The organism is Gemmata algarum (assembly GCF_034097035.1).
Taxonomy (GTDB): domain Bacteria; phylum Planctomycetota; class Planctomycetia; order Gemmatales; family Gemmataceae; genus Gemmata; species Gemmata algarum.
Map to the genome: position 1 here is coordinate 26,219 of NZ_JAXBLV010000024.1, position 17,271 is coordinate 43,489.

Here is a 17,271-nt window from a genome sequence, read left to right on the forward strand (position 1 = left end):
ATAAGGCAAAAGTGTGAAGGCAAAAGGCAAAACGAAAGGCGGGCTGCCTCACGAGTTGCTTCTTTTTGCCTTTTAACTTGCTCCTTTTTACTTGGTTGCCCGCGGCAGCGCGGCGAGGGCGAACGTTCGGAACACGTCGGCGAACTCGGCCCGCGACGGCAGCGGCGAGATGAGCCCGGTCCGCAGGTCCGCGACCGGTTGGCCGTCGGCGTACACGCGCAGGATCGGGCCGAACGCGAACGGGTCCGGCACCGCGCTGGGCCACTCGTCGAGCACGTCCACGCGCACCGGCACCGGCCCGCCGTGCTTCGGCAGGAACAGGTGCGTTCCGGCCTCGACCTGTGCCAGCGCGCGAGCGTGCAAGCCTTTCAGCCGCAGACCGAACGTTCCGCGCTGTTCCGGCGCGACTGGAACGTTCTCCAGTTCCAGCCCCAGGCCTTCCGCCCAGGTGCGCAGGTACCAGCCGTGCAGCGCGAACGCTCCGGGGCACGGCTCGCCCTCCGGGAACCCGCGGACCAGCAGGTACACCGGCCTCTCATCGACCGGCGCCGACACCATCAGGTTCAGCAGCGCGAGCCGGTTCTCCAGGTCGAACACGTCCTGGTCGTCGGGCAGCGGCTCGGCCGTCTCGAACAGCTCGCGCAGGGCACTCTCCATGTCTTCGGCCGAGGCCAGCGACCGCAGCGGCTGGGTGAGGTCGTGGTCCCGGCGGACGAGCTGGGGCTTCAGCGACCGGTACCGCGCGCGGCGCCCGGTCGATTCCGGGTGGGCCGCTTCGAGGTACGAGTTGCGCCGGGCTTCGAGCCGGGCCTCGTAGGCGTCGAGTGTGCCGGCGATGGCGTCCGCAAGCTCCTTCAGCGCGAAGTATCGCTCGTGGTCGCGCGTGACCCGCCCGGCGGTCAGAACGGTCCCGGGGCGGATGGCGTCGAGCACTTCGTCCACCTTGTCGAGCGCGTCCCATGCGGCCGAAATGCGGTCCCGGAGCGGCCGGGCGGCGCGCTCGTCGAGCGGGAGCTTGGCCGCCCATTCCGGTGCTTGCACATTAACGGCCAGTGTGCCGGCCGCGGCGCGCACTGTTACGATGGTGAGGTCGTTCACCGCGAGCGCCGCGAGCCGCGCGGCCGCGGGCTGCGTCAGTTCCCGCTCCACCGCGCGTTTCATGGCGCGGGCGCCGAGTGCGGGATCGTAGCCCGCCTGGATGACGCGGTCCAGCGCGTCGGGGGCGACGTTCAGCACACACTTCCGCTGGCTAAAGCCCTCGCGGGCGAGCACCTCACCCACCAGCCGCCGGGCGATCCGCGCCATCTCCTCGCGCGACAGCTTGCGGAACGGGATCACCCGGTCCAGGCGGTTGAAGAACTCGGGCCGGAAGAACTTCTCCGCCGCCCGCGTGTACGCGAACGACCGGTCCGCCTCGGTCACGAACCCGAGGTTCCCTTCGGCGTCGCGCACGCCCAGGTTCGAGGTCATGAGGACGAGCGCGGAGGTGAAGTCCGCGGTGCGGCCGAGCGAGTCCGTCAGCCGCCCCTCGCCCAGCAGTTGCAGGAGCAGGTCGAACACCTCGGGATCGGCCTTCTCGATCTCGTCCAGCAGCACCACCGCGAACGGCTGGCGGCGGATCGCGCTCGTGAGCAGCCCCTCGGGCTGCTGGAACGTGCCGACCAGTCGCGCCGCGGCGCCGGGCTGGTTGTACTCGTTCAGGTCGAAGCGCAGCAGCCGATCGGAATCGCCGAACAGCGTGCGGGCGATGGCCTTGGCGCACTCCGTCTTGCCGACGCCCGTGGGGCCGAGGAACAGGAACGCCGCGAGCGGCCGGTCCGGGTCGTTCAGCCGCGCCTTGGCGACGCTCACCACGTCGGCGAGGGCGTCCACCGCGTCGGGCTGGCCGATCACCTGTTCCTGGAGCTTGTCCCGGACGGCGTCGCGGTCCAGCCGCTGCTTCGGGTCGAGGAACGCGAGCGACAGCCCGCTCCGGGCGGCGAAGTCGTTCAGCACGTCGTCGCGGGTGATCTCGGGGCGCGGCGGGAACTCGTACCCGTCGGCCGGGCGCGTCGCGGTGCCCCCCACCTCCGCCGCGAGTTCGTCGGGGTTCGTGGTGGCGCGCACCGCCAGGCGCGTCAGCACCGCGGCGGCCTTGCCCGGGAACGCCGCGGTGCGGTCGTAGCGGCGCTGCTGGTCGATGACCGCGGGCAGCACGTCGAGCCCGAACACGCAGGCGTGCTTGCCTTCGAGCCGGCGCTGCTGGTCCACCAGGACGCGGAGCGTGTCGGCGTCGGTCGGCTGGCGCACCGGGATGATGTGGAACAGGTCGCTGAACCCGCGGTCCCGCTCCTGGAGCACGCGCAGGCTTTCGGGGGTGATCTCGGCGAGCACCCGCACGTCGCGCCGCTCGAGGTACGGCTTCAGGACCACCGCGGCGCTGAGCGACGACTGGCTCGTGACGCCCGCGAGGAACAGGCCGAGCAGGTCGTCGAAGTAGAGCACGTGGTCGCGCTTCTTGGCGTGCTTCAGGATCGCGAGCAGCCGGCCCTCCCACTGGCCCACGTATGACATGCCCGAGATGAGCCGCTGCGGCGACACCAGCCACGTGTTGAACCACTGCCGCTGGTTCGCCTTGCGCTCCGCGACGCGGCGGTACACGCACTCGTGGACGATGGCGGATTTGCCGACCAAACGGGGGCCGCACAGCAGCACCGGGCGCCGGTCGCTCAGCTCCAGGAGCCGGTGGAGTTCGTTCACCTCGCGGTCGCGCAGGACGGCGCGGTCGAGTTCGTCGGGGTACAGCCAGTCGAGGCACCGGCCGACGCGGCGCAGCTCGGTGGCGCCGTCCCCCGTTTCCCCGCCGCCGAGCGACAGGAAGTTGGCGGGCGGCTTCTTTGGCACCACCGCGGGCACGCTGGCGCTCAGGTCCAGCACCTGGACCCACGCCTTGCCCGACAGCGAGCCGAGTTCGGGGCGCACCTCCTCGTCAACGTCGGCGTCGCGCTCGACCCCGCGCCAGTGCTCCGTGTAAACCGCCTGTGCGCGGTCCTCCAGGGGCTCGCCGCGGGGCACCTCGAACCACAACTCGGGCACCGCGGGCGTGAACGCGAGCCGGCGGCCGAGGTGGTCGAACGCCAGCACGAGGTACTTGGTGCGCGCGACCCGGCGACGCAACTCGACATCGACGGTGGTGCGGTGCGCGGTGACGGCCGGGCAGAACGCCCAGGCCGCGAGTTCGTCGTGCCGCTCCTTGCGGCCGAGCGCTTCGAGGTGCTCGACCAGCTCCCGGGTGAGCTTCGTGAGCAGCCGGTTGAGGTTCCCGTCGGTGCGCTCGGGGCCGCCGAAGAACAGCGGGCGCGCGGTGTACCCGTTCTTGTGCTGGAAGACGTAAATCGGGACGCGGAAGTTCATGGCGAAAAAGGCCCATTCCCGATGCGAAAGACAACCCACCCCAACCCCTCCCGGCAGGGAGGGGCTTCAAACCACCACGCACCGATTTCGTGCCCGGGCGCGCGGGCGCGCTTTACTGCCCTTTCTCCAGGGAAAGGTTCTGCCCCGGCGCGCGCGACTTGCTACGGGACCAAAGCTTCCGGCGCCACCCCTCCCTGCAGGGAGGGGCCGGGGGTGGGTTGCTTTCCCCCCTATTCCGAGATCATCTTGAGCAGCGTGGACCGCACGTTCGCCGCCAGCGCCGGCGCCAGCCACCGGTCGAAGCTGCCGTACACGTTCGACCACACGCGCTCGACCACCGCGTCGTGCATCTCGTTGGTGCCGAAGTCGTACTGCCGGCGCACCGGCTCGTCGCTGAACCAGCCGCGCCGCACGACCGTCTCCGGCGGCAGGTACTCGCGCGCGGGGACGCTGCTCGTCCGCACCATTACGTCCGGGCTATCGCCGCTTTTGTCGTCGGGCCGTTTGATCTCGTGCCGCCCGGTTTCGCCCCAGAACCGCAGGTGCGCGCCCACGCCACTGATTTCCAGAACGAGGCCGATGGTGCCGGCGGTTGTGCCGGGGGCGTGTTCTGCCGGCGCCACCGCGACCCGCTTGAACAACAGCTTCTCCGGGTCCCTGAAAAAGTAGTTGTCGCTCACCCACACCGTTTTCGCCGCGTTCGGGTCCGCTGCACGGCCGAGTGGGGCGCGCTCGGGCGGCGTCGCGGGCGGGTCGTTCGGGGCCGGCAACGCGTAGCGGAACACGCGCACCGTCATCCCGTGTTCGTGCGCGATCGCGCGGTAGGCGGCGGCCACCTCCGCGAGGTGCCCGCGGTGCTCGGAGAACAGCGCGAGCGTGACGCGGTCCCCTTCTGGCGCGCTCAGGGCGTACAACCGAAGGAGCAACTTGTCCCAGTCGCGGTTCGCTTCGTCGAGCCGCTCCTGAATCTCCCGGGCGGGCGGTTCCGCCGTCTCGTGGAACGCGATCACTGTAGCGTCCTCGAGCGCGAACGCGGCGTCTCGCTGGCGCGCGACCTCGTCGGCCAGTTCCCGGAGCCGGCCGAGCTTCGCCAGCGCCTCGGCCTCCGCGGCGGTGATCTTCTTCTTGGCGGCCTGCCTCTTGAGGATGCGGACCTCTTGCTGCGCGAGCTGGTACACCTCGTTGTTCAGCTCGCGCACCGCGGACGACGCGGCCAGCACCTGGTGCCACCGGCGCATCACCTGCGCCCCGGCCGCGAGCTTCCCGCTCGGCCCGGACGGCTCACGCGCCGATTTCGCCCGCGCCCCCTGAAGGGCGCGCACGGCGACGGTCGGCGCGCCGCCGGCCACGCCCACCTCAACGGCCAGCGGCACGTCGCCGGCGTGCCGGTTCATCTGCCGGGCGAGCGGCGCGAGCAGCTCGCGCTCCATCGCCCGCTTCAGCGGGCGCGCGCCGTACCGCGGGTCGTAACCGACCGCCGCCAGGTGGTCCAGTAGCGCCGGGTCCGTCGCGAGCGACAGGTCACGGAACCGCACCCCGTCGCGGCTTTGCACTTTGTGCCACTCGCGGTCCGTGATGCCGCGGATCACCTCCGGCCCGAGCGGCGCGAAGGGCACGATCCGGTCGAGCCGGTTGAACATCTCGGGCCGCAGGAACTGCTCCACCGCCCGCGCGAAGTGCTCCTGCGATTCGGTTTTCCCCACGGCCCCCGTGAGGAACCCGGACGAGCCGCGGCGGAACGAGTCCGCGCCCAGGTTCGAGGTGAGGATGACGACGGTGTTGCGGAAGTCCGCGAGCCGGCCGCCGGCGTCCGTGAGGCGGGCCTCGCCGAGCGCCTGGAGCAAGAGGTCGAAGAACGAGTGGTCCGCCTTTTCCACCTCGTCGAGGAGCAGCACCGCGAACGGCTGCTCGCGCACCTTCGCGGTGAGCAGCCCCTCGCCCCCGAACGCGCCGCCGACGAGCCGGCGCACCGACACCGGGTCGGCGTACTCGCTCATGTCGAACCGCGTGAGCCGGTCCTTCGAGCCGAACAGGAACTCCGCCACCGCCTTCGCCATCTCGGTCTTGCCGACGCCCGTCGGGCCGATGAACAGCAGCGACGCGATGGGCCGGTTGGGGCGCGTCAGCCCCGCCTTCACGGTGGCGAGCAGGTCCGTCACCAGGCTCACGGCGTCGGGCTGGCCGATCACGCGCCGGGCGAACCAGTCGTGCGTGGCCGCCAGATCGAGCGGCACCGACGGGTCCAGGACGGCGCGCGGCAGCCCGGTTTCGCGCGTGAAGGTGTCGTACACCTCGGTTTCGGTGATCGGCGCGCCCTTGGCGCCGTCGCGGATCAGGTTTTCGAGGAACCGGAGCGGCCGGCCCGGGTACGCGGAGTACGTCGCGTACCGGCGGTGGAGGCGGTCCGTTGCGGCGAGCGCGGCCGGCTCGGTCACGCGGCGAGCGTTGTCGCGCGCGAAGCTCGCGAGGATCGCGCGCCCCTTGGCGGTGCCGGGCTCCTCGACCGTGATGTGCCGGAACGCGTCGAGCAACTGCGGGTCGAGCTTCTCAATGAGCGGCAGTTGCTCCGGGGTGCATTCCGCGATGCACAGCAGCTCGCCGCGGCCGATCGCCGGGCGCAGGAACGTGGCGAGTCCGGACGAGTTGTGCTCGCTCTTCCCCACCTCGAGCAGTTCCACCAGGGGGCCGAAGTGGATCACGGCCTTGCGCTTCGTCGCGTCCTTGATGAGGTCCTGACACCGCTCCTGCCACATGCCGAACCCGGTCTGGCCGGCGACGACGCGCGCGCCGCTGGTCTGGAAGACTGGGGCACGCGCCGACGCGCGCCAGCGGCGTGCGAGTTCGCGCACCGCGGCCGTCTTGCCGACCCCGCTCGGGCCGATCAGCAGAACGCTTTGCGTCGGGTTGCCCGTCAGCGCGCGGGTGAGTTCCGAGACCGTCTCGTCGGCCTCGTAGGTCTTTTCGTCGTCGCGCCCAAGAAGCGTGGCGATCTGTTGCAGGAGCGTGAGCTTTCCGTCCTGCTGATCGGTTTCGGCGCGGATCGCGCGGTCTTTGAGCGTCGGGATGCGAACAGCGAGCGCATGGGACTCCACGGCGAACCCGAGCGTGGTCTGAACGCCGGCGACCGACTTCAGGTTCACCGACAGGTTCAACCGCCGCAACGCCGCCAGTGTGTCCTTCTGAAGCAACCGCACCAGGTCGTCGGCCGGGTCCGCGATGACCTCGATCCCGAGTTCCAGAACACGGGCCAGGGTGTAGCCCTTGAATTGGGGCGCGCTGTGGCTCGCCGGGGCCGCGTCCGGGTCGGAGGGGCTATCCGAGACGCTTTGGTCCCACACCGCGGCGTGGAACGTGAGCACCAGCGGGTCGCGCCAGGCTTCGTTCGTGCGCGGCGGGGACAGTTCCAGCGTGAACGTGAGCTCTCGTGCCGCCCGGGAGCGGCGCCGCCGGAGCAGCGTTTCGGGATCGAGTTTGGGAATCAGTTCAGTGAGGTTTCGCCGCGCGGCCGTACCCGCAAGGGCGCGGTTCGCCCCGAGGCGAGCGAGTTCGGGGAAGAACAGCGGTTCCGCCAGCACCGCCCCGGGGCCGAGCTTGCGCAGGGCCAGGGAAACGGGGAACTCGATCTCAACCGCCATGAACGCTCCCGGAACAGGATCGCACAGTGTGACGCATCGGGACAGAGGGGGCAAGTGGGTGCCCGGTTCGGTGCGCCGGATCGGAACAAACGCGCGCCGAATTTGTTCCAATTCGTGTATGTGGTACGGGCCGAGCGGCTACTGAATGGGTAGGAGGGGGCCATGTCGCACCGCACCGCCCGTTTCGTCGCAGCACTCGTTCCCGAGCGCGAATTGCCGACCGATGCGGAACTGCTCGCTCGGTTCGCCGCCGGGCGCGACGCCGGCGCGTTCGAACTGTTGGTCTGGCGCCACGCCGGGCTTGTGCTTCGCGTGTGCCGCGCGGCCCTCCGCGACCGGCACGCCGCGGAGGACGCCGCTCAAGCCGTGTTTCTGGCCCTGGCCCGTCAGGCCGGCTCGGTCGGTCGGTCCGGGACCGCTGCCGGCTGGCTGTTTCGGGTGTCGCGTCGGGTGTCTGCCCGGGCGGCGCGGCGCCGAGTCGCGGTTCCTGTGCCAGCTTCCGATCTCGACGCGCTCCCCGCGCCTGACGCTCCTGAGCCGGACCGTGACGCCGAACGCGCGGTTCAGGAGGAGGTCGCGCGGCTGCCGGAATCGCATCGGGCGCCGGTGCTTCTGTGCTTCTTTGAAGGGCTGACCCACGCCGAAGCGGCCCGGCGGCTCGGTGTTCCCGTCGGCACCGTGGCGGGGCGGATCGCGCGGGCCAAAGAGGTTCTGGCCGTCCGGCTGACGCGGCGCGGCCTCTCGCTCGCCGTTCTCCCTTCAGCCGGTGTTCTGATCGTTCCGGCGTTCGTGTCGGCCACCGCCCACATCGCAGTCACCTTTGCGGCGGAAGGCCGCGTCGGTGTGCCCGGCCCCGTTCTCGAACTCGTCAATCAGGAGTTGCGCGTGATGGCCCTCAAGAGAGTGCTCGGCGGCGCTGCCGCGCTCGTGCTGGTCGTGGCTGGTGCGTGCCTGAGCTTCGGGATGAGCGGACCGCCCGAACCACCCGCCGCGACTACCCCGGCCCCGCACGTGGCGGCCGAAAAGCCGCCTGCTCCGAAGGTGCCGGCTCCGGTGATCGGCAAGGCGTTCGCTATCGCCCCGATCACCACCGACCTCCAGCGTCAGCTCATTCGCGGCGCCGGGGCCGACTCCGCGGTGCTTCTGATTGTGGACTCGCAAACGCTGCTAAAGGACGATAAGACACTCGATGTCGGCGCCCTTCAGATCGCCGAGATGCGGAAGGGCCTACGAGCATTCCGGCGAGCGAAAGGCCAATCTGTCGCCCACAGCGCGGTTCACTACCCGTTCGGTCGCGATATATCAGGTGACAGCGCGGACGCGCTCGATTTCGTGCTTGCCGGTGCGGCCCGGGCCGAAGAGTTCGCTCCGGTTACGCCGCTCGGGTATCACACTACACACAATCGGGCGTTCGATTTTGCCAAGTACATCGATCCGCTGAACGATGTGAAGGAAGCAGACGCGCCCGAGGTTGGCGTGGGAGATGAGCGGGTAGTTGCCTATCCGGTGCGCACGCCGCTCAGTAAAGTGCTGACCGATTCAGTCGGCGGGGTGTTCATCGTCAAAACGCCCATCATGTGTCACGGAGACGCGTGGCAGGCGGAGGGCTTGGAGGCATCGGTCCGGGCGGCACTCGCGAAGCTGAAATTGGCCAAGGGCAGCCGGGTCAATTTCTCGCTGAACGTGCGAGGCCGGAACGCCAAGGCGTTCGGACAATTGCGGCTCGACTGTGCGGCTTGGGCGAAAGACGCTGGGCTGGAGTTGTGGCAGACCAGCTACTGAGTGACCGTCCGGCTGGTTGCATTTGTCTTTGTGGCACAGACATTCCTGTCTGTGTGGATGCGACGTGTAAAGCCGCACAGACAGGAATGTCTGTGCCACAAGAACCAAAGCCAAATGGAGTTCGGCCCGCCTCAGGTGTATCGACCGGTCCACCGGTCCAATCCGTAACGACCGCTCGTTCGTCGTAACCGTGTGGCGCGTTTCACCTCACGGGAGTCGTCTCCGATGAACAAGCTCCTGCTGGCCGCTGCGGTCGCGGCGCTGGTCGGCGTGTGGGCGGTGCCCGCACCGGCCGCGGACGAGAAGAAGCCGCTCAAGCACCTCGAAGGGCAGATCTTCGACCAGATCCTGGCCAAGTACCAGGACCTGACGTTCGATCAACTCAAGGGCCGGGCGGTCAAACCGCGCGCGTATTCGGGGATCGATTTCGACCCGACCAAGACTGCGCACTTCGACACGGTGAAAACCAAACTCGGCCTGACCGACGACGAACTCGCTCTCTTCCAGAAAACCGGCTTCGTGTCGGTCGATCAGAACCGCCGGCACTCGTTCGCGTCCGCGTACTTCCAGATCTACTCGGCCGACCTGCCGGTGCTGGTCACCACGGATTCCGTTCTGCACGCTCTGCACAAGTCCTACGACGACATCCTGATGGAGATGGAACGCACCGTTTTCGTGCCGACGGTTCGCCAGATTCTGGCCGACACGCACGCGAAGCTCAGCGCGCCATACGCGGGCGGCGCGGCTCCCGAGGGCGTGGGGGACGTGGACCTGTACCTGACCGTCGCGCGGAACCTGCTCGAAGGCGCCGGGGCGCCGGCCGACGAGGTCGATTACGCCAAAAAACCGACGTGGGATGGCAAGCTGAAAGTCCGCTCGAACCACGGTCAGGACGAGGCCGTTCAGGCGCTGCTGGGCGAGGTGCGGGAACTCAAGCTCAAAGACCCCTACTCGGGCTCGGCGCCGACGAAGATTTACGGCGGCGAGCGGTATCCGGACTTCTCGCAGTTCCGGCCGCGCGGGCACTACACGAAGGCCCAGGAGCTGAAGAACTACTTCCGCTGCATGATGTGGCTCGGGCGGGTCGATTGCGGCTGGAACGTGCTCCCCACGGACGACACGCCGGGCGTCAAAGCGAACAGTGACCGCGAGCTGACCGCCGCCATCCTGTTCTGCGAGGCGCTGAAAGAGTCGGGGAGCCTGAAGGCGCTCAAGTCACTCGACGACATCATCGGGTTCATGGTCGGGCGCAGCGACAACCTCACCGTGTTCGCGCTGCTCGACGTTTGCGCGAAGCTGGAAACCGCTTCAGCGAAGGGAGCAGTGAAGGACCTCGACAAGGTGAAGGCGGAGCTGAAGAGCGGTAAGCTCGCGGCGCAGATGATTCGGTCGCAACTCGTGATTTCGGACATCGGTAGTACGATCAAGGTCCCGCCGCCGGCGGTGTTCCAGGTGTTCGGTCAGCGGTTCATCCTCGACTCGTTCGTGCTGTCGCAGGTCGTGTTCGACAGCATCCTTTTCAAAAATCAGAAGATGCGGCGGATGATGCCGACCGGGCTCGATGCCCTGGCCGCGCTCGGTAGCGACGAGGCCGTGCTGCTGCTCGAACCCGAACTGAAGCGGTGGAACTACTCGGCGAACCTGCTCGCGTGCCGCGACTTCGTGAACCTGCACCCGGAGATGTACTGGAAGAGCAACCTGTACGTTTTGTGGCTCGATTGCCTCCGCGCGCTGAACGCCGACATGACCGGGCACAAGCGGTTCCCGCAGGCGATGCGGTCGAAGGGGTGGGCCATGAAGCAACTCAACACCCAGCTCGGTTCCTGGGCGGAACTGCGCCACGACACGATCCTGTACGCGAAGCAGTCGTACACCGCGCGGCCCTCGTGCGAGTACCCGGCCGGGTACGTCGAGCCGTATCCCGAGTTCTACGCGAAGGTGAAGTTCTTCGCGGACGAGGCCGGCAAGCTGTTCACCGCGGCCGAGTTCCCCGGCGAGAACGCCGAAGCGAAGAAGCACTACGTTACGTTCTTCCAGCAGTTCAGCGCGACGGTGGGGCAACTGGAAACGCTCGCGAAGAAAGAACTGGCGGGCGAGGCGTTCACCGACGCCGAGAAGGCGTTCATCAAGAAAACGGTGGACGCCCGCGGCGGTGGGAGCGGCCCGCCGCGGTACGACGGCTGGTACCCGAACCTGTTCTTCAACCGCGGCGAGTGTGCGGAATGGGCGCCGGTGGTGGCCGACGTTCACACCGATCCCGAGTCGCAGAGCTGCCTGGAAGTGGCCGTGGGCGACACCATGTTCGGGGTGATCGCGGTCGATAACGACACGGACCGCATGACCTACGTCGGCCCGCTGTACTCGTACTACGAGTTCCGGCAGCCGGCCGAGAAGCGGCTCACCGACCCCGAGTGGCACCAGATGATCGCTCAGGGCAAGGTGCCCGCACGCCCGGAGTGGACCCGGGAGTTCGTGGCGCCTACCCGTAAGGCCAGGACGGGCCGGTGAGCGTCGCCGGCTACCGCAGGAAGAGGCGGTAGACGGGGTTCTCGGTTTCGTCGACCCACGGGTACCCCAGCGTGTCGGCGAACGCGCGGAACGCGGTCGCGTCGGGCACCTGGACGCCGACCAGGATGCGGCCGTAATCCGCCCCCTGGTTGCGGTAGTGGAACAGGCTGATGTTCCAGTCCGTGTGCATGCTCGTCAGGAACTTGACGAGGGCGCCGGGCCGCTCCGGGAACTGGAACCGGTACAGCCGCTCGCCGCTGGCCAGCGGGCTGGGGCCGCCGACCATGTGCCGGATGTGGTCCTTGGCCAGGTCGTCGTCCAGCAGGTCGAGGGCGGCGAAGCCGCTCTCGGTGAACGCCCGGCCGGTGGCCGCCGCTTCTCCCCGGTCCGTCACCGCCAGGCCGACGAACACGTGCGCCACCCGCTCGTCGGAGATGCGGTAGTTGAACTCGGTCACGTTCCGCCGCCCGATCACCTCACACAGCCGTCGGAAGCTCCCCCGCTCTTCCGGGATGGTGACCGCGAACAGCGCCTCCCGCCCCTCGCCCGCTTCGGCCCGCTCGGCCACGAACCGCAGGCGGTCGAAGTTCATGTTCGCCCCGCAGGTGACCGCCACCAGTGAGCCGGCGTGCGGGCCGCGGTCGGCCGCGTACTGCTTGACGGCGGCCACACCCATCGCCCCTGCCGGTTCGAGCACGGTGCGGGTGTCCTCGAACACGTCCTTGATCGCCGCACACACCGCGTCGGTGTCGACCTCGATGAACCCGTCGGCCAGTTCGCGGGCCAGCCGGAACGTCTCCTCGCCCACCTGCTTGACGGCCGTGCCGTCGGAGAACAGCCCCACGTCATGGAGCCGCACCCGCTCCCCCGAGCGGACGGAGCGGGCCATCGCGTCGGAGTCGGTCATCTGCACCCCGATCACCTTGATCTCGGGGCGCACCGCCTTGACGTAGGCCGCCACCCCGGCGAGCAGCCCGCCGCCGCCGACCGCGACGAAGATCGCGTGGATCGGGTCCTGGTGCTGGCGGAGGATTTCCATCCCGACGGTGCCCTGGCCGGCGATCACGTCCGGGTCGTCGAAGGGGTGGACAAAGGTGAGCCCGTTGGCGGCGCCCAGTTCGGCCGCGTGCTGGTAGGCGTCGGAGTAGCTGTCGCCGTGCAGCACGACCTCGGCCCCGAGCGCGCGGACGGCGTCGGATTTCAGCCGCGGGGTGGTGACCGGCATGACCACCACGGCCCGGCAGCCGAGCCGGCGGGCGCTCAGTGCGACGCCCTGGGCGTGGTTCCCGGCGGACGCGCAGACGACCCCGCGGGCCAACTGGTCGGCGGGCAGCCGAACCATCTTGTTGTACGCCCCGCGCAGCTTGAAGCTGAACACCGGCTGTGTGTCTTCCCGCTTGAGCCAGACGGGGGAGCCGAGCCGGGCCGAGAGCTTCTCCGCGCGCTCCAAAGGGGTCTCGACCGCGACATCGTACACGCGCGCGGTCAGAATCCGCTGCAAGTATTCCCAGAGGCGAACGTCCATCCCAGCTCTTCCGAAAGAGGCCCCGTCATCGCGGCGAGCGCCGCGTTCTGACCTAATAGGAAGGGCCGCGCTACGAACCACCCGCAAAGTCACTCGGCGGCAAAATAACGGGCCGGAGAGCCAGCACATAGCACGTTCGGCCCGTTCGCGCGGGGCGAACTGGCCGAGTCGTTGTTCACACGGGCGAGACGGCTTCAAACGTGGGCGCGAGGTATTCGGTCTCGGCTACCGCTGCGGCCCGCACGGAAGAGAACCGTGCTTCGGTGCCCGTTTTGGATTTGCCTTTGTGGCACAGACATTCCTGTCTGTGCGGCCTTCTCGCGCCGCACAGACAGGAATGTCTGTGCCACAAGAAACAGACACAACCAGCCGGACCGTGAATGAGGAGAACTGCGCTTCGGTGCCGGTGGCTACTTCTTCTTCTTGAGCGTGTCTACCTTCTTGTCGGCGTCTTCGAGTTCCAGCCCGTCTTCGCCCTTGAAGGTGACGGTCAGGTCCTGCTCGATCTTCTGCTCGTTCAGCGACAGCTTCAGGGCGATTTTTTTGCCCGTGAGCTTGTAGGTGCCGTCGAGCTTCAGGTCCTTGCCCTCGTTGTTGATCGTCACCAACAGCTTCCCGTCCTTGGCGAACTCGATCACCGTTCCGACGGGCGTGTCACTGGCGGATTTCGTCACCTCCCACTTGCCGAGCAGCTTGGGGGTGTCGTCGGCTTTCGCCGGGGCGGTCCCGGCGAGTCCGAGGGCCGCGAATGCGAACACGGCGGCCAGAAGGGTCTTCATTGTGGTCGTTCCTTGAGCACTGCGTTTGGCCCGCCCGGGCGCCGGATGCGGCCCGGGCGCGTTATGCTACGCGGCGGGTCAATGGCGCGTCATGATGAACGTGCGTGGTTACGCGGCCCGCGCCCGGCCGAGCATGAACTGAACCGCGTTCGCGATATCCGCGACCTCGGCCAGCGCGCCGGGGCCGGTGTCCCCGCAGGCGAGCTGCTTCGTCACCGGGGCCACCACCCGGAGCGTCGGGCTGCGGTCGTTGATCTGCTGGATCAGCGCGTCGTCGGCGAGGTGTGCCGGGATGTGGCCGGCGCCGGCATCGGCCGCGATGGCGCGCAGGTGCCGCCGCGTGAACGGGTGCTGCCACATGAGGGTGTTCATCGCCGGGGCCATGACCACCGGGCGGGCGAGGTCCCACGCGCGCCACACGCACGTCAGGCAGTTGTCGCACAGCCCGACCGCCAGCTTCGCCAAGGTGTTGGCGTCCAGCGGCGCGAGGGCGAAGACGTCCGCCCACTTCCGCAGCTCGATGTGTTGCACCGCGTCGCCGCGCTGGTAGAGCCGCCCTTCGTCGCGCCCCGGCCACTCGTCCTCGTCCAGGGACAGCACGCCCGCGGCGCGGAACGGGGCGGGGTCGAAGAAGTACGTTGCGGCGCTCGTGGCCACGATCTTGACCGCGTGCCCGGCGCCGGTGAGGGCGTCGTAAAGGGCGGGCACGCGCACCGCCGCCACGCTGCCGGTCGCCCCGAGGAGTACGTTCGCCATGTTGCTACGTCCGCTTCTGGTAAAGGTCTTCCAGGGCCAGCACCAGCCGGTCCGGCAGCTCGCGCCGCGTGACCCGCTCGTACCGGTCGCCGACCGGCCCCAGGTACGCCCAGTGCGCCTCCCCCTCGACCGTGTTGGCGACGATCACGTCGGCCGCGGACTGCTGCCGCGACGCTTCCGCGGCGTCCACGAGCTGCTGCTCGCTCAGCCCGGCCTCGGTCTCGCACTTGACCAGCAGCCCGGCGAAGCCCCACGGGTGCCGGATGCGGTCCGCCAGCTTGGGGGCGCGCAGGAGGCGGACCCACAGCTCCGGCTCCGCGCTGTTAATTTTATCGGCCGCCTGTTTCGCGAGGGTCGGCGCGCCGGTGCGGGCCTCCCACTGCCCGGTCCGGGCGTTGAAGAACGTCCCGGACGCCGGCGTGAACGCGCCCCCCGAAAGGTAGTCGCCGACCGACGCGGCATGACATACCACGTCGAAGGCGGTGACGCGAAGTTGGTTCTGCAAAATCGAGGTCAGTTCGTCGTAGGTGTGGTAGGGCAACACGGAGAACCGCTCGCCCGGGTCGCGCGGGTTGATCCCGTGCTCGAGGAGGGCGTCGGGCCGCGAGGTGACGAGCGTGACCGTGTGCCCGCGGCCCCACGCGGTGCGGGCGACCACGGTGCCGGCCCGCCCGGGGTGCGAGTTGGTGACGCAGCGGACCCGGTCGACGGGCGCGTGCGTGCTGCCGGCGGTGACGAGGAAGTTCATGGCGGGCGGCGCCGTGGGTGGGGGCGACACCGTTAGGTTAGCGGATTCGCCGCGCGAGCGCTAAGCGGCCCGGCGCACTTCGGCCGCGCCCTCCAGCCACCGCACCGTTTCGCGAACGCCGTCTTCCAGCGCGGTCGAGGGGGCGTCCCACCCGGCGCCCCGCAACTTCGACATGTCGGCCTGCGTGAAGTTCTGGTACTTGCCCGCGAGGTCGGCCGGCATGTCGATGAAGCCGATCCGCGGCGCCAGCCCCAGCGCGACGAACACCGCGTGGGCGAGGTCGTAGAAGGTCCGCGCCGCGCCGCTGCCGGAGTTGTACACCCCGCCGGGCGCCGCGTGCCGCCACAGCCACAGCATGTGGTTCACGCAGTCGCCCACGAACACGAAGTCGCGGCGCTGGCCGCCGTCGGTGAACGCCGGGTCGGTGGAGCGGAACAGCTTCATCTCGCCGGTCGCCTTCACCTGCTTGTGCGTCTGGAACACGACGCTGGCCATCCGGCCCTTGTGCGGCTCGCGCGGCCCGTACACGTTGAAGAACTTCAGCCCGGCCCACTGCGGGGGGGCCGCGCGCCCGGCGGCCACCTCCGCGAGCGCCCAGATGTCGAAGTCGTTCTTGCTCTTGCCGTAGAGGTTGAGCGGGCGGAGTTCGTGCGGCGGGGTGCGGTCGTTGAACCCGAGCGCGCCGTCGCCGTAGGTCGCGGCGCTCGAGGCGTAGAAGAACGGCCTCCGCCGTTCCGCGCACCAATTCCAGAGGTGCCGGGTGTACTCGACGTTGTTGCGGGACAGGTAGTCCCAGCTCGTCTCCGTTGTGGAGCTGCACGCGCCGAGGTGGAACACCGCGTCCGGCGCGACGCGCCCTGCGCTCAGGTCGTCCAGAAAGTGGTCGTGCCGGCTGAACCGGAACCGCGACAGCCCGGCCAGATTTGCGGCCTTCGCGGGCGTCAGCTCGTGATCGACGAGCAGGAGCGCGTGCCCTTCGGCCGCGAGCGCGTGCGCGAGGTTCGAGCCGATGAACCCGGCCGCGCCGGTGACGGCGATCATGGTGCCCCTCCGTGGTGCTTGAAAGAACCGGAGAGCGGCCACAAAAACGCACAAGACGCACAAAAAGAAACTAAGAGTAACTAACCCGTCTTTGGTTTCTTTTTGTGCGTCTTGTGCGTTTTTGCGGCCATTCTTGTATTCGGACTCACTTCGGCGCGCCGGCGCGTGCCCGGGTGCGCATCTTGGGTGCCTCCACCGTCCCCAGGTGGTCGGCCAGGGCCTGTTCCGGCACGTCCATCACCTCACGCAGCTTCGGCAGCAGCGGCCCGGGGGTCGGGTCGGCGCGTAGGGCCTGGAGGTAGTCGTGGAGCACCTTCTTGGGTCCGGGGCCGGACCGCAGCATCAGATGGACCCACGCCCATGCCTCCCGGTACTCGGGCTTCTGCATCTCGGCCACGTCCTTCAGCTTTTCCAGCCGCGCGAGGTCCGGCTGGAACGGTCCGCGCCGCAGTGTATCCAGGTGCTGGGTGTTCACGCCATCCTGATTCGGCGGCAGCTCGAAGTACCCGGCCAGACCCTCGTCGAGCCACAACGGCACGTCCTTCAGCACGCTCCGCAGGAGGGCGTGTGTCAGCTCGTGCCGCAGGTCGGTGCTGAGGTGGTCGCCGAGCCAAGTGAAGATCTTCAGCTCGTCGGCCCCGCCGGCCCGGGGCTCGGCGATGAAGTACGCGCGCCGCGGCGGCAGGTTCCGGTACTTGGCCCGCATGTACCGCTCGTACCGCTCCTGCGTGTCGAACAGGAACACCTGCACGATGCCGCTGCTCGGGGGCAGCCGCAGCTCCCCGAAGACCTGATCGGGTAGCGCTTCGAGTTCCGCGAACAGCGGGTCGGTCTTGTCGATCTCGAAGTCGTGGTACAGGACGTAGTAGCCGGCGCGGGTGTGCTTCTTGCCCGGCGGCGCGGTGGGCGCGGGTGCGGGCGGCGGCGCGGGCGGGACCGGAGCGACTTCGGCGTTCCGCGTGCTGTTGGTGCCCGGGTCGGTGCGCATCGTTTCGCACCCCGCGAGCACCCCGATCAGGGTCGCGAGAGTTGCGAAAGCAGAGAGGCGCAGCGGCGAACTCGGCATACACATCGCCCTGCGTGGCGTGAGACCGACGCGCCGGG

The 17,271-nt window shown here is 68.8% G+C and carries 10 protein-coding genes; 2 read left to right on the plus strand and 8 right to left on the minus strand.

Going from position 1 to position 17,271, the window contains the following annotated elements; translation table 11 throughout:
* Positions 1-87: 87 nt before the first annotated feature.
* Positions 88-3,393, minus strand: a complete 3,306-nt coding sequence (locus R5W23_RS04035) for an AAA family ATPase (protein ID WP_320685220.1) — start codon at positions 3,391-3,393, stop codon at positions 88-90.
* A gap of 230 nt (positions 3,394-3,623) precedes the next feature.
* On the minus strand, positions 3,624-7,028 hold the full coding sequence (locus R5W23_RS04040; protein ID WP_320685221.1) for an AAA family ATPase: 3,405 nt from the start codon (positions 7,026-7,028) through the stop codon (positions 3,624-3,626).
* A 162-nt stretch (positions 7,029-7,190) separates the two neighbouring features.
* Here R5W23_RS04040 and R5W23_RS04045 point away from each other — a divergent pair, with 162 nt between their 5' ends.
* Together R5W23_RS04045 and R5W23_RS04050 are read left to right on the plus strand one after the other, a co-directional pair.
* A complete protein-coding gene (locus R5W23_RS04045) occupies positions 7,191-8,810 on the plus strand; it encodes an RNA polymerase sigma factor (RefSeq protein ID WP_320685222.1) in 1,620 nt (539 codons plus the stop codon).
* 225 nt (positions 8,811-9,035) lie between these two features.
* Positions 9,036-11,318, plus strand: a complete 2,283-nt coding sequence (locus R5W23_RS04050) for a DUF3160 domain-containing protein (RefSeq protein WP_320685223.1) — start codon at positions 9,036-9,038, stop codon at positions 11,316-11,318.
* A 10-nt stretch (positions 11,319-11,328) separates the two neighbouring features.
* Here R5W23_RS04050 and ilvA read toward each other — a convergent pair whose 3' ends face one another.
* The 6 genes from ilvA to R5W23_RS04080 form a co-directional block, all read right to left on the minus strand.
* The gene (gene ilvA / locus R5W23_RS04055) at positions 11,329-12,843 is read right to left on the minus strand and encodes a threonine ammonia-lyase, biosynthetic (protein ID WP_320685224.1); all 1,515 of its coding nucleotides are present in this window, start codon (positions 12,841-12,843) and stop codon (positions 11,329-11,331) included.
* Between the two features lie 410 nt (positions 12,844-13,253).
* On the minus strand, positions 13,254-13,622 hold the full coding sequence (locus R5W23_RS04060; protein ID WP_320685225.1) for a TIGR03066 family protein: 369 nt from the start codon (positions 13,620-13,622) through the stop codon (positions 13,254-13,256).
* Between the two features lie 108 nt (positions 13,623-13,730).
* Positions 13,731-14,378, minus strand: coding sequence for a flavoprotein (locus R5W23_RS04065; RefSeq protein ID WP_320685226.1), 648 nt, complete (start codon positions 14,376-14,378; stop codon positions 13,731-13,733).
* Between the two features lie 4 nt (positions 14,379-14,382).
* Positions 14,383-15,126, minus strand: coding sequence for a phosphopantothenoylcysteine decarboxylase domain-containing protein (locus R5W23_RS04070; RefSeq protein WP_261185474.1), 744 nt, complete (start codon positions 15,124-15,126; stop codon positions 14,383-14,385).
* A 60-nt stretch (positions 15,127-15,186) separates the two neighbouring features.
* Positions 15,187-16,167, minus strand: a complete 981-nt coding sequence (gene rfaD / locus R5W23_RS04075) for an ADP-glyceromanno-heptose 6-epimerase (protein WP_320685227.1) — start codon at positions 16,165-16,167, stop codon at positions 15,187-15,189.
* A 145-nt stretch (positions 16,168-16,312) separates the two neighbouring features.
* Entirely contained in the window at positions 16,313-17,233 is a 921-nt protein-coding gene (locus R5W23_RS04080) for a DUF1570 domain-containing protein (RefSeq protein ID WP_261185472.1), read from the minus strand.
* Between the last annotated feature and the right edge of the window lie 38 nt (positions 17,234-17,271).

What these genes read in the sequence shown, in the direction of transcription:
- R5W23_RS04045 (WP_320685222.1), top strand. Translation starts at nt 7,191, where the DNA reads ATGTCGCACCGCACCGCCCGTTTCGTCGCAGCACTCGTTCCCGAGCGC.
- R5W23_RS04050 (WP_320685223.1), top strand. Translation starts at nt 9,036, where the DNA reads ATGAACAAGCTCCTGCTGGCCGCTGCGGTCGCGGCGCTGGTCGGCGTG.
- R5W23_RS04040 (WP_320685221.1), bottom strand. Translation starts at nt 7,028, where the DNA reads ATGGCGGTTGAGATCGAGTTCCCCGTTTCCCTGGCCCTGCGCAAGCTC.
- R5W23_RS04070 (WP_261185474.1), bottom strand. Translation starts at nt 15,126, where the DNA reads ATGAACTTCCTCGTCACCGCCGGCAGCACGCACGCGCCCGTCGACCGG.
- rfaD (WP_320685227.1), bottom strand. Translation starts at nt 16,167, where the DNA reads ATGATCGCCGTCACCGGCGCGGCCGGGTTCATCGGCTCGAACCTCGCG.
- R5W23_RS04080 (WP_261185472.1), bottom strand. Translation starts at nt 17,233, where the DNA reads ATGCCGAGTTCGCCGCTGCGCCTCTCTGCTTTCGCAACTCTCGCGACC.
- R5W23_RS04060 (WP_320685225.1), bottom strand. Translation starts at nt 13,622, where the DNA reads ATGAAGACCCTTCTGGCCGCCGTGTTCGCATTCGCGGCCCTCGGACTC.
- R5W23_RS04035 (WP_320685220.1), bottom strand. Translation starts at nt 3,393, where the DNA reads ATGAACTTCCGCGTCCCGATTTACGTCTTCCAGCACAAGAACGGGTAC.
- R5W23_RS04065 (WP_320685226.1), bottom strand. Translation starts at nt 14,378, where the DNA reads ATGGCGAACGTACTCCTCGGGGCGACCGGCAGCGTGGCGGCGGTGCGC.
- ilvA (WP_320685224.1), bottom strand. Translation starts at nt 12,843, where the DNA reads ATGGACGTTCGCCTCTGGGAATACTTGCAGCGGATTCTGACCGCGCGC.